The sequence below is a fragment of the Neolewinella maritima genome (assembly GCF_923081025.1).
Taxonomy (GTDB): domain Bacteria; phylum Bacteroidota; class Bacteroidia; order Chitinophagales; family Saprospiraceae; genus Neolewinella; species Neolewinella maritima.
The window spans coordinates 275,506-288,385 of sequence record NZ_CAKLPZ010000004.1; the positions used below are offsets into that span (position 1 = coordinate 275,506).

General features: G+C 59.6%; 10 protein-coding genes. 3 read left to right on the plus strand and 7 right to left on the minus strand.

The features are described 5' to 3' along the window. Window positions 1-42 precede the first annotated feature (42 nt). The 4 genes from MJQ68_RS15295 to MJQ68_RS15310 form a co-directional block, all read right to left on the minus strand. On the minus strand, window positions 43-720 hold the full coding sequence (locus MJQ68_RS15295) for a 4-hydroxy-tetrahydrodipicolinate reductase (protein ID WP_238752006.1): 678 nt from the start codon (window positions 718-720) through the stop codon (window positions 43-45). A gap of 15 nt (window positions 721-735) precedes the next feature. Continuing rightward, window positions 736-2,229 (minus strand): maltokinase N-terminal cap-like domain-containing protein, encoded by a 1,494-nt coding sequence (locus MJQ68_RS15300; RefSeq protein WP_238752007.1) that lies wholly within the window; start codon window positions 2,227-2,229, stop codon window positions 736-738. A gap of 81 nt (window positions 2,230-2,310) precedes the next feature. Beyond that, complete coding sequence (locus tag MJQ68_RS15305; RefSeq protein ID WP_238752008.1) at window positions 2,311-2,745, minus strand: hypothetical protein; 435 nt, start codon at window positions 2,743-2,745, stop codon at window positions 2,311-2,313. Further along, entirely contained in the window at window positions 2,745-4,184 is a 1,440-nt protein-coding gene (locus MJQ68_RS15310) for a TlpA family protein disulfide reductase (RefSeq protein WP_238752009.1), read from the minus strand. Before MJQ68_RS15310 ends, MJQ68_RS15305 begins: the two co-directional genes overlap by 1 nt. A 121-nt stretch (window positions 4,185-4,305) precedes the next feature. Here MJQ68_RS15310 and MJQ68_RS15315 point away from each other — a divergent pair, with 121 nt between their 5' ends. Further along, window positions 4,306-4,782: an Hsp20/alpha crystallin family protein gene (locus tag MJQ68_RS15315; RefSeq protein ID WP_238752010.1), complete on the plus strand. Its 477-nt coding sequence runs from the start codon at window positions 4,306-4,308 to the stop codon at window positions 4,780-4,782. Here the strand turns inward: MJQ68_RS15315 and aroB are convergent. Beyond that, window positions 4,779-5,846: a 3-dehydroquinate synthase gene (gene aroB, locus MJQ68_RS15320; protein ID WP_238752011.1), complete on the minus strand. Its 1,068-nt coding sequence runs from the start codon at window positions 5,844-5,846 to the stop codon at window positions 4,779-4,781. The two genes, MJQ68_RS15315 and aroB, sit on opposite strands and share 4 nt — an antisense overlap. Window positions 5,847-5,998: 152 nt before the next feature. After that, window positions 5,999-6,799, minus strand: a complete 801-nt coding sequence (locus MJQ68_RS15325) for a hypothetical protein (protein WP_238752012.1) — start codon at window positions 6,797-6,799, stop codon at window positions 5,999-6,001. Between the two features lie 83 nt (window positions 6,800-6,882). On the opposite strand from MJQ68_RS15325, the gene MJQ68_RS15330 reads away from it, so the two are divergent. Next, window positions 6,883-8,229, plus strand: coding sequence for a polysaccharide deacetylase family protein (locus MJQ68_RS15330; protein WP_238752013.1), 1,347 nt, complete (start codon window positions 6,883-6,885; stop codon window positions 8,227-8,229). On the opposite strand, the gene bshB1 is transcribed toward MJQ68_RS15330, so the two are convergent. Beyond that, the gene (bshB1, locus tag MJQ68_RS15335; RefSeq protein WP_238752014.1) at window positions 8,167-8,898 is read right to left on the minus strand and encodes a bacillithiol biosynthesis deacetylase BshB1; all 732 of its coding nucleotides are present in this window, start codon (window positions 8,896-8,898) and stop codon (window positions 8,167-8,169) included. The genes MJQ68_RS15330 and bshB1 overlap by 63 nt on opposite strands. 230 nt (window positions 8,899-9,128) lie before the next feature. On the opposite strand from bshB1, the gene MJQ68_RS15340 reads away from it, so the two are divergent. Continuing rightward, a complete protein-coding gene (locus MJQ68_RS15340; RefSeq protein ID WP_238752015.1) occupies window positions 9,129-12,875 on the plus strand; it encodes a BamA/TamA family outer membrane protein in 3,747 nt (1,248 codons plus the stop codon). Window positions 12,876-12,880 lie beyond the last annotated feature (5 nt).

A 12,880-nucleotide genomic window follows, 5' to 3' on the forward strand; every position in this document is an offset into this window, starting at 1 on the left:
CGGGACAACTTAAGGCGTTAGGCGAGCAAAGATAACGCAGGGCTAGTCAGTACCCAGCAAATCGCGCATGGTGTATACGCCCTTGCGCTCCCGCAGCCAGCGCGCCGCCGCCAGTGCCCCCCGGGCGAAGCCCTCGCGGGAGTGGGCCGTATGCGCGAGTTCGAGCGTATCGATGGGCGAGCGGAGACGTAACACGTGGGTGCCGGGTACGTCAGGCTCCCGATGGGAAGTGATCGGGATGCGGTGCCCCAGTACTTCTTCAACCACCTCCGCCAGCGTAAGCGCGGTGCCCGAAGGGGCGTCTACCTTCTCGGTGTGGTGGGTCTCCTCGATGGTCGCCGTGTACCCCTGCCCCCGCAGCGCAGCGGCGAGTTGCCGGGCGGCGGAGAAATAGATATTGACCCCAATACTGAAGTTGGAGGCCCAAAAGAGTGCACCGTTCGCTGCAGTCACCCGCTCGGTCAGTTGGGGGAGCTGCTCCAGCCAGCCCGTAGTGCCCACCACAACGGGTACTCCGGCGGAAAGCACCCATTCAATATTAGCTACTGCCGCGTCCGGCCGGGAAAACTCGATGACCACGTCCGCAGTCTGCAACTGCGCTACAGTGACTGTATCCCGGTTATCCGCATCGATGCGCAGCACCACCTCGTCACCATCTTCGGTAGCCAGCCGGTCGATGTAGCGACCCATCTTACCGTAACCCAGTAGCGCGATCTTCATGGCGGCCAAAGTACGCTAGACCAGGGAGAGTACCCCGTTCAGGGGGATAGCCAGCCAGTCTGGACGGCTATTGAGCTCGTAAGCCACTTCGTAGACGGCCTTCTCAAGGATGAACAGCTCTAGCAACGCCCTTCGGTCGTCTTCGTCAGCGGGCAGGAAGGCCGCATCGCCACAGGCTACAAAGTAGGCATCCAGATAGGCCTGACTTACCGTACGGTACCAGTCCTCTGCCCGCTGACTAAGGTCACGGCCCGCATAGCGTTCTGGGTTCAGCAGCAGCTGCCCCTGGGCGGCGTAGTGGAAGGAGCGGACCATTCCCCCGACGTCCTTGAGCGGTGGCCGCTTCCGCCGCCGCTCCGGTATGGTCAGCAGGGGCTCGCCCTCGAAGTCGATGATATAGAAGTCCGTATCGGTGTACAGCACCTGCCCCAGGTGGTAGTCTCCGTGGATCCGCGTAAGCTGAGCGGTCAGCGGCCGGTCGCGCAGCGCGCTGAGCTTTTGCTCCAGTTGGGTCCGCGCGCCGAGCACACGTCCGGCCAGTGCCTGCTTATCGGCCGGAAGGCTCGAGCGCTTGTCTTCTAGTTGCGTAAACTGTCGGTCGAGCACGCGCAGAGCCGCATCGGTGATCTCGCCGCGGTAGGTAGCCGTCAGGGGCACCGGTACCAGATCCGGACGGTCCGGTCCGGCGCTAGCCAGCGCCCGGTGCATCTGGGCGGTACGCTCACCGAGTAGGCGGGCGCGGTCCAGAGTTTCTTCATCTACCGGATCGTCGCCGGCGAAGTAGCGCTGCGTCAGGTCCTGAAACAGCGACCAGGCATCTCCGCGGTTGTCCACCTTGCCGGACATCAGGCCGAGATTGAGGTAATCCTCCGCCTCCATCTCTCCTACGCCCAGACTACCGCCGTAGGGGGGGCAGTACTGAAAGTCAGTACGCTCGCTCAGGAAGCGAACCAGTTCCAGGTCGGGATTCAGCCCGGGATCGAGCTTGCGAAATAGCTTAAAAAAGAAGCTATCGTTGTAGATGATGGCCGTATTGCTCGTATCGATGGCTGGCACGATACTCTCTGCCGAGGCGCTTGCCTGCAACAGTACCCGCCCTGCCTCCGCCTTGAGTCCGGAGTCCAGTTGCTTACTCTCGTACAGCAGATCATACAACGCCGCCCGGAAATCGGCCCGCGGCACGGCGTCGGCCAACATACCGGTGCCGGTGATCTCCCCCAGGATCAGGTTGGGGTGATTGCTGCGGTAAAAGCTACGCTGTTCGGGTCCTACATTCAGCGACAGGGGAAGCTGATACAGTTCCGCACTATCATCTTCGAAATATACCCGTACCAGCGCGATACCCGTGTCCGGCCCGACACGATAGTAGGCATCCAGTCCCGTACGTTGTACGCTCTTCCCCTTACTGGTGAACCAACGCTGCTGCGGCAGGTAGGCCGGCAGTAGCATGGTAGTGAGTGCGTCGAGAAATTCAGCGTCCTCGAATAGGTCGGCAAGGCGGTGGGGCATGGCGGGAAAGTATATGGTGCAGGTACGTTGGCGACTTTAGTTTGTTTAGTCCCCCCACCCTGCTCCGGCGCACCTACTGCGCTACTGCCCTGCTTTAATGAGCGTATACATACGCTGAATATCGTAGCGGTCCGCCGGAAAGGCATAGTTGCGCCGGTCACGGGTCTGCAGCAACAGGACCCGCTCGCCCGTATTCACGCCCCGCCCGACGGCCTCCAGCCGCACGTTAGTCAGTCGCGGCAGCGGCTGTTCCTCCTTACCGATCAGGATCGTAGTGGGCGCGATCGTCACCGTAGGATACTTGAACGTAGTCCACAACGCACCCAGAAAAGCCATCAGTGCCAGTAGGCCCCCGAAGTAGGCCAGCATCGGCAGTAGCACCCGCCGCCGGGGATCCGCTCCGGCTTGTTTGCTGGCGCGTACACCAAGGTACACCATCAGTACGATCACGACAGCGCACACCGCCAGGGTAATGTACAGATCACCGAGATCCGGGATAAATGCGGCAGCCTCCATCACTTACCCGCCGCAGCGGTCGCTTTAGCCTTCTCTAGATTAGTAAGCACCTCGTCGAGCTGTTCGGCACCGATCCGCTTACTCAGGATGTTCTTGTCGCGGTCGAGCAAAAAGATCGACGGAGTAGACTTGATGTCGTATGCCTGGTAGTACCGTTGGTAAGGATCTACTACCTGCACCCAGTCGCCGGTCTCCTGCTCGTCCACGTAGTCCCAGCACTTGCCCAGCTCGTCTTCCCCTTTAGTACAGACGGAGAAGATCTTCACATCACGGTCCTTCCACTTGTCGTAGAACTCCTTCATCAGTGGGGTAGACTTTTTACAGGCCGGACAGTCGTAGCGCCAGAAATACAGCACCGTATAGTCCGCATCTACATCATACAGACTGGTGGGCTCGCCCTCCCGGGTCATCATCTGCAGATCGGGGGCGGTCTTGCCGATCAGCAGAGGACGCAGCCGGTCGGTGGTCTCGGTCATCTTTGCAAGCTGCTCTTCGTCGCTCCAGTAGGCCTTTCCCGTACGGTAGTAGGTATCCACCAGGTGGACGTACAGGGCATCCATCCCCACGATATTGCTGCTTGCCGCCTCATTCGTGAAGTGGACCGTGAAGAACTTGAAGGCCTCCCCTTGCGGGTCGAACTGTCCCAGTACGCGGTCGATGGCCTGCGCCAGCGTATCGGGATGGCGGATCTGCAGCGTGTTGACGTAGTAGTTGACCCGCTCGAAGAAAAATGGGGTACGTAGCAGGCGCTCGTCATTAAGGTCCAGCCCGTCGAAGTAGTGCGTCTGCAACCACCGCCACTGCAGTTCACGGCGCGCCTCCTCATCGGCTGCATCGGCAAAGTCCGGGGGCAGGGCCGGCCGGTTGGCCTTGATGATGGCCGCGGCAAAGGACTCCGGATGCGTATCGATCAGGTTCTGCTGGTAAGCCTTCACTTCCCGGTCCAGGGCTTCCATCTGCGCGCGCACTTCCGCCGCGGCCGCAGGTGCAAGGGTGGTATCACTGAGCTGCTCCCGTAGTGGCGTACTCTGCTGCTGCTTTTCGTCCAGGAAACCTAGATAGTCGTAGAACAGGGCATTCTCCGCGCTACCACTGGTTTCCATCTTATTCAGTTCACCGGCACGGGTTTTAAAACTCATTTCCTGATCCTCGTCGTCGCCGATCAGAAGCTGAAAGTATTCATTGTTAGGGCTCAGCACGCAGATGTAAATGCCCCGGGGCAAACTAGCCGTATCGCTAGCAAATACGTACTGGCCGGCGTCGTCGCGGTAGGCGGTGTCGATGATGTACTGATTGTCCAGCAAGTAGTAGCCCAGGGTGAGGATATCCGCATCGTAGTCATCGATCTCTACGGCAATACGGTAGCTTCCACCCTCCTGCGGCTGGGCCGCGAGTAGTCCGGAATAGAGGCAAACTAACAGGAAAAACAGGCGGAACATAGGTCGTAATTAGCGCTCACAAAGGTAAGCCGGGGTGGACAACGAACACCTATAATATTGATTCAGTTGGATTAACGTCCGTTTGGCGGACATTTTGTACATCCCTTAACTTATCCCGCCCATGCGCACCTTCACCGCCTTTACCGGTATCACACCCGAAAACAGCCGTTACCGCCATACCGATCACCTCTTCGACCTCCAGCGCCGCCGGCTCTACGGCGACCGGACCATCGACGGAGACTACGAGCTCACCGTACCCGGTGCAAACATCACCGAAGTAGACGAAGAGACCCGCGGAGGCTACCTGATCGAACTGGCCGCACCCGGCTACGAAAAAGAGGACTTCGACGTCAGCGTTCACAATGACGTCATGACCATCAAGGGGGAACTGCACCAGGACCGCGTCCGTGGTCACGAATCCTTCCACCGCCGCGAGCACAACTACCACACCTTCACGCGTAGCTTCACCCTACCCGATAGCGTAGACGAAGACAATATCACGGCCAACTACAAAAATGGCATCCTCCACGTATTCGTCCCCGTGCTGAAGCCCGTAGAAAAGACCCGTACCCCCCGCCGCATCGACGTCGGCGCCTAGGACGTACCCAGGGCATTGTAATACTCCAGCGACCGCGTGATCTGATCCGCGGTCGCTGTTTGGTTTACGACCGCTTCTCCGGGCCGCGCCAAGAAGGTAAAGTTGATCTCCCCCCGTTCGTTCTTCTTATCCTGCCGCATGAGCTGGATCAACTCGTCAAAGCAGTCCCGTGGAATGGGCTGATGACCGTACACCCGCAGGCAGTAGTCCGTTATCCGAGCCAAGTCTTCTTCGGCAAGCGTCCCACGGTCTGCACTCAGCCAGGACTCCGTAATCATCCCCACCGCCACGCCCTCCCCGTGCAGCAGTCGGTTCTCCCGGTTCAGGAAGTAGCTTTCTACGGCGTGTCCGATCGTATGCCCGAAGTTGAGGGCCTTGCGCTTGCCGTGCTCGAAGGGGTCCTCCAGCACGATATCCCGTTTGATGCGCACGCTGTGGGGAATAATATCCGTCCAGTTCACCGCAGATAGATCCGTCCACTCCCGGATCTCGTCCCACTGCTGGCGATCAGCGATCAGGCTATGCTTGATCACCTCGGCGTAGCCCGAGCGCAGCTCCCGGGCAGGAAGCGTAGCCAAGAAACGCGTATCCACCCATACGGCGATCGGGTCCTTGAATAGGCCGATACTATTCTTTACGTCGTAAAAGTCAATACCCAGCTTACCCCCCACGCTGGCATCTACCTGACTGAGCAGCGTAGTTGGTAGTTGCACAAAGTCGATGCCCCGCTTATAGGTGCTGGCGGCAAAGCCCCCCATATCACCGATCACGCCACCCCCCAGGTTCAGGCAGCACCACCGCCGCCCTACCCCGCCCCGGAACATCTCTTCCCAGATGAAGCGACAGGTATCCAGGTGCTTGAAGCGCTCGCCGGCGGGCACCTCGATGATGACGGTAGGTGTACCCGCTAGCTCGGCTTCGATCAGGGGCAGACAATCCGCACGGGTATGGTCATCCACCAGGACGACCCAGCCGGCATAGTCCCGTTTCCGTAGCCAGTCGAAGTGGGTAGCACCGATGGGTTCGATGCGAATATCATAGTCGGTACCTACGGGGAGTGTCATGCCGCGAAGGTAATTCGCCTTGGCAAAGGGGGAGGCTGTACTAGCGTAGGTCGAGTGGCCTCCGGTCCGAGACTATAACAAGTACGCAACGTGGCTTCGCCACGACAAGGGCATGGGACCCACTCGGACCGGAGGCCACTCGACCATTGACTCTACCAGCGCTTACCGATCTGCAGGTTGATGAACAGGCTCAGGTAGACGGGCGGATTAGATACCCCCGGCGTGAGGTCACTCTCGACCATAATGTCCGTATTACCGAGAAAGTAATCAGCCATAATGCCCGCCTCCAGCGACTTGGCCGTCTCGTCAAACGCGCCGAAACCGAAGTGTGCCGCCGCCTTGGCGTGTATACCGGGGCGGATCCCGATCTCGTCGAGCCCGACCGTCCAGGCCGAAGCCCCGAAGACATTGATCTGATTATCGATGAATACGTCCAGGTTATCACCCGTATAGCGCACGTCTACCGGGGCGGCATCATTGCGCTCGATCTCCAGGTAGTACGGTTTGAGTAGGCCCAGGGAGGGACCGAATTCATAGGTGTAGCCCACGGCCACGCCGCGTTCTTTGGCTTTTTCGGACAAGAACTTCTTCTTACCGAAGCCCAGACGGAATGCGTACAGTTGATTTTGCTTGCCGAATACATAGGCACGGCTGACGCGGTTGCTCACCACGTTTACGCGGTCGGGATTCTCGCGGCGCTCGCGGCTGTGACGAATATCTCCGAAGCTGAGCGTCCAGAAGCGGGTCTTATCGTAGGTGAGCAGCTTGCCGGAACGGATGCCGAAGAAGAAGTTACGGGGGGTGGCCAGGGCGACGTTGAAAGTCAGCTCGTGATTATACACAATACCGATATCCTTGGCATCGTAGATGTTGCGGTTACCGGGGAGCTCCTGCTGTGCCGCTAACCCCAGGGAAAGCAACAGACCGCAGCAGATGAGAAAGATGCTGTGCATGCCAATAAAGATATACCGAAAATACAGTGTAGCCGGCCCCTTTGTTGTTGGCCCCTACCTTTAGTGGTCCAATTGTCCTCCCCGTGTCGCCCCCCGTCATCACCGTCATCAGTCCCCACCGCCACCCGCGCCTGCGCTACGTCCTGGGGGTGATCGGTGCTGATCTGGGCTACGCGTTCCGCTTCCCCAATGATCGCTCGGTGTTCGGTACGCCCACCCCGCGCTTCGCCATTTACTATGGTGGAGATGGAGGAGGCCACCGACTCCCTCAGCACCCCTTCCTGTCCGGCCAACCCTTCGCACCCGCGGCCGCGGCAGTGGATGCGCACGATGGGCTTCCCGCATTTTGCATGACGCCCCAGGGGTCTGACTTACTGGCCTGCATCTTCTTCGCCCTGAGCCGCTACGAGGAGTATCAGCCCTTCGACGCCGATACCCACGATCGCTTTCCCGGGGCCGCATCGCACGCCGCCCGCCACGGCTACCTGCAACGGCCCGTGGTGCGGGAGTGGACCGCCGCGATCGGACGGCAACTGAAGCAGTGGTTTCCCGACCTGCCGCCGCCGCGCGTACATCCCCCGGAGTTGCGGCTGACCTACGATATCGACCTGCTGTGGGCCTATCGCTACCGGGGCTGGCGCGGCACCGCACACATTGGTAAGGACCTGTTGACCGGACATCCCCGCCGCGCACTGCGCCGCCTGGCCGCTACGGACCTCAACGATCCCTACAACACCCTGCCTCAGCTCGAACGCCTCCACCGACAGCACGGGTTGCAGGCCACCTACTTCTGGCTGCTGACGGATGGTACGGACCGGCACGACATTAATCCCTACCCCATCCCCGCCGCCCAGCGTGCGCTGATGCGATCGCTTGACCCCGCCAGTCAGCAGGGCATCCACCCCGGCTACCGCAGCAATACCGAGGGTGACCTGGTTGGCACGGAACGTACCCGCATGGAGCGGATACTGGACCGCCCCGTGCACCACTCCCGGCAGCACTTCCTGCGATTACGCTTTCCCACCACTTACCGTACGTTGCTGCAACACGGTATCACCGATGACCACAGCATGGGCTACGCCGACCGGGTGGGCTGGCGGGCGGGCACTAACCTGCCCTACCCCTGGTACGATCTGGAGCGGGAGCAGGAGACGAAGCTGACGGTTCACCCCTTCGTTGCTATGGACGTGACGCTAAAGAACTATCTCCAGCTCTCGGGCGCGGACGCCGGTGCGATGGTTCGGGAATTGCAGGAAGGAGTAACACCCTACGGTGGCCCCTTCGCCCTACTATGGCACAACAGCAGCTTTGCCGAAGACTTTGGCTGGGCGGGCTGGTGGAATATGTACCGGGACTTGGCCTCGACCCTAGTCGAGCGCCAGCAGGTCACGGACACCGGGCTGGCGGGCGATGTTGAATCCCTCGGCTAGCTCATAGCCGGCCTCCCGGCCGAGGGCACGGGCCTTGGCGTGCAGGTAATCCATGAAGTCCTTGCCGCTTATGGGTGTGCTGGGTTCGCCGGCGTAGTCGGTCGATTCGTGGGCGTTGAACTGGGAGGCGTAGCAGGCGATGGCCTCGGTCTTACGCTGGAAGTAGGCAGTGATGTCTACCACGAAATCCGGCGTGCGGTTGCGGTCCTGGATATAATGATAGACGGCGCGGGGCCGCCACTTCTCTTGTATATCCCCCTCCAGGTTGTAGGTTTCGATCTTCTGTAAGCCGCTGTAGTAGCTGGCATCCGCGATGATCTTGGCGGCGCGGCCGTGATCGGGGTGGCGGTCGCTCAGGGCATTGGCCAGGACGATATCGGGCTGGCAGTCGCGAATGACGGAGATGATCTTGAGCATGCTCTGCTTGTCGCCCTGCACGAAGCCATCGGGTAGATCGAGGTTTTCACGAAACCGAGCCCCTAGTTTCTTGGCGGCGGCGAAGGCCTCCTGGGTGCGGATCTCGGCCGTGCCCCGGGTACCGAGCTCGCCACGCGTCAGATCGAGAATACCGAAGGTGTGCCCCTGAGCGGCGTGGCGGAGCAGGGTGCCCGCACAGCTCAGTTCGATGTCATCGGGGTGTACACCTATGGCGAGGATCGTTACTTTCATAAGAGGGAGGGGCATGGAGGGGGGGGGTAAAGGTGAAGTAACCCCTCAGGAGAGTGGGAGTTTAGCACACCTATCCACCCCCCCTTCCGGCAGTTTGCCGGATGATGGGACGCTAAAGGGGGGGAAGCCTCAGTTTAAGGTACGTACGCCGACCGGCGCGGCTTGCTCGCACCGTCATTACGAACTAGAGTTACAGTAGTACAGTTATACCCTGCAACATTACTCCCAAGATGCACACAGCCTTACTTCGTACCATCACTTTTTTGGTGGTTCTTCTTTCCCTTAGCCACTGCGCAGACTATAAACTACACGAGGCCGAAATCGAGGACTTGACCAGTGATGTGGCTCCGACGGGCGAGCCGACCTATTCCACCTTTATGGTCGGAGACCTGGGCTACGACTACCAGCGGGGGCTGACCACCCTGGAGGCCATGATCAAGGCTATGCCACGGGAGAAGAAGCAAAGTTCGCTGCTGCTGCTCGGTGATATCACCGGTACGGACGGCCTGCGCAAGAACGATAACGATGATGAAATGGCCCACCTGGCCGCTATCGCCGAGCGCCTTCAGCGGGTGCCCGGCAAGGTATACTACACGCCGGGGGAGAACGAGATTGGCCGTAGCGGTCAGTTCAGCCGACTAGAGCGCGTGGAGGAGTACTTCGAGGAGAACAGCGAAAAGAAGGTCAAATTCATGCCTAACCGGGCCTGCTCGGGCCCCGATGATACCGAACTCTACGATCGCGTGGGACTGATCGGTGTCAATACGGCCTGGTACATGGCCGATTGGGACCGCGATGAGGAGGTCAGCGAAGGATGTGACTACACCAACCGCGATGCGATGACCTTCGCCCTGGCGGATGAGATCAAGGGCTACCGCGATCAGGTGAAGATCGTAATGATGCACCACCCCCTGCAGGCCAACGGCAATCGGGGCGGACAGTACAGCCTCAGGCAGCACTTGTTTCCGCTGGCGGACCTGATCCCCGGAGCCTACGTTCCCCTTCCTGTAGTGGGTAGCATCTTCCGCCTGATCCAGGGCGTGGGCGGCGGCCAGCAGGACGTGCATAATCTGCGGTACCAGGAATTCGTGCGCAAGGTCAAAGCCGGCATCGACGATGAGATCAACGTAATCTTCGTCAGCGCCCACGAACACAATATGATGCTCGTGCACGAGGGCGAATACATGCAGGTCGTAGCCGGCAGCGGCAGTACCCGCGGACCGGGCCTGGGTGGCAACGATGCGAACTACGTGCACGGAGCCATCGGCTACAGTCGGCTGGACTTCTACGAAGATGGATCGGTCTACGTCGGCTTCTACACGGTGGACGAAGACGGGCAGGAACAGCGTACGTTCTACCGCCGGATCATTGCCGACCGCTTTGCCCCCCAGGACGAGAACATCGACGCCATACCCACCGAGCAGGTGAGTGATCGGATCGTCAAAGCGTCGATCTACGCTGCCGAAGGAGATAAAAAAACGGCTACCTATAAGACCACCTTCGGGCGGCACTACCGCCCGCTGTACTATACCGATGTGGAGGTACCCGTGCTTAACATTGACACGATCTTCGGCGGGCTATCCCCCTACCGGCGTGGGGGTGGTATGACCACTATGAGTCTGCACACCGAGGGGGCCGACGGACACCTATACCAGCTGCGTTCGGTACGGAAGAACCCCGCACAGCTACTGCCTAGTCTATTGGAGAACAGCTTCGCGGCTACGGTGGCCAAGGACCAGTTTACCGCCATTCAGCCCTACGCGCCGCTGACACTGCCTATGATGCAACAGCGGCTCGGTCTGCTGGGCGCCGATCCGCTGCTCTACTACATTCCCAAGCAGCCTGGTCTGGGTAGCTTCAATACCAACTTCGGGGGTGAGATGTACTGGGTGGAGCAACGCCCGGACGAAGACTGGAGCGGCACCCGCTTCTTCGGCGGCAGCAAGGAGATCATCAGTAACAGTGATATGCGGGAGGAGCTGCGTGACAGCTGGAAGAACTATGCCGATCAGAACAACTTTGCCCGCGCCAGATTATTCGATTTTCTGATCGGTGACTGGGATCGTCACCGGGATCAGTGGCGCTGGGCCGCCTTCGAAGACGAGGATGGCCGGACGCGCTACGAAGCCGTCGGTCGCGACCGCGATCAGGTGTACAGCAACTACGACGGTGGCCTGATCGGACTGGCGCGCGTATTCGTGCCCGAGGCACGTAAACTGCGCCCCTTCACCGGCCAGCTGGATAAGGCGAAGTGGCGTGCGCTGAACGGGAAGTGGAATGATCGCGTCTTCCTCAATGCAGTCACGAAAGAAGAAATGATCGCGGAAGCCAGGTACATTCAGGATAACCTATCCGGTACCCTGCTCGACTCCGCCCTACAGAAAATGCCCCCCGAGGTACTCCCCTACACCCTGGACCAGGAGCGGGTAGGTGAAAAACTCAAGGAACGGCTAAGTCAACTGGATGAATTTGCCGAAGACTACTACGCTACGCTGGCCGAACGGGTCAATGTACTCGGTACGGATAACGACGACTACTTCCTGCTGGAAGGTCTGGAAAATGGAGATGTGCACGTACAGGTCTTCGACGCCGACAAGGAGGGTCAGCCCGATGAGAAGTTCTACGACCGGACCTTCACCCACGACGAAACGCGCTACCTCAATATGTACGGCCTGGACGGCGATGACCGCTTCGAACTTACCGGGCAGGATAGCCGCATCAACATCCGCGTGATCGGCGGTACTGATGGCGACGAAGTCACCGCCAACGGCCGCCTCGGTGCCCGGGTATATGATGAGAAGGAAGGTATGGAGCTGGCTGGTACCACCAGCCGGCTTAAGGATCGGCGCAGTGATAACCATCCGGAACTTAATGTCTATGACTTCCAGGAGTACTACCCCAACTACACGATTCCTGTGCCGTCTTTGGGCTTCAACGTGGATGACGGCTTCTTCATCGGCGGTGGATTCAGCACGACCATCACGGGCTGGAAGCCAGACCCCTACGCGCAGCGGCATTCCCTGCTGGCAACCTACAGTACCAACGATTTCTACAAGTTCACCTATGGTGGAGAGTTCAATAATGCGTTCGGGCGCAAAAAGGACCTTACGCTGGATGCACACTACTTCAGCCCGGGTTACGTAGCCAACTTTTTCGGCCTCGGCAACGAAGGCGTAGGGCAGCCCGACGACGACAACCTAGATGCGTTCGGCATCAACGAAGACCAGGTACTGGAGTACAACCGGGCCCGGCGGCAGGAGGTATACTTCAATCCCATGCTACGCCTGCGGGGCAAGCGGAACCGGACACAGTTTCTGATCGGCGGGTTCTACCACGACATCCAGCTGGATGATGCGCCGGACTTCACCCTCGTTCGTGATGAGGAGAAGGGACTGCCAGACCGGGTATTCGAGGGGCAGACCTTCGCCGGTATCGCCGCCGGACTTACTTCCAACAACCTGGCCATCCCCCTAATGGCGGATAACGGGATCAAGTACGAGCTTTTCGCCCGGCACGCCTGGAACCTGGAGGATGAGGACCGCAGCACCACCAAGTATGGCGGCAACTTCACCTTCTACCGCATGCTCACCAAGGCCATCAACTTTGCTACCCGCGTGGGCGTGGAGTTCAACGGGGGTGATCCCGAGTTCTACCAGCTCGCCTCCATGGGCGGCCGGGGTAATTACCGCGCCGCACGGGTAGACCGCTACCTAGGTAATAACATGGTATACCAGAACATCGACCTGCGCTTCGCCGGCTTCGGTATTGGCAAGGGGGAAGTGCCCACTGTGGGCGGCTTTATTCTCGGACTCGACTACGGTCGGGTATGGCTAGACGACGAAGACAGCGACACCTGGCACGTGGGCTACGGAGGTGGAGTTTGGGCCGCTCCACTGGGGGCTACTATCATTAGTCTGACGTATTTTCTGGATGAAGAGCGCGGTCGGTTTAACTTCGCCGCGGGCTTCCCCTTCTAATCCAG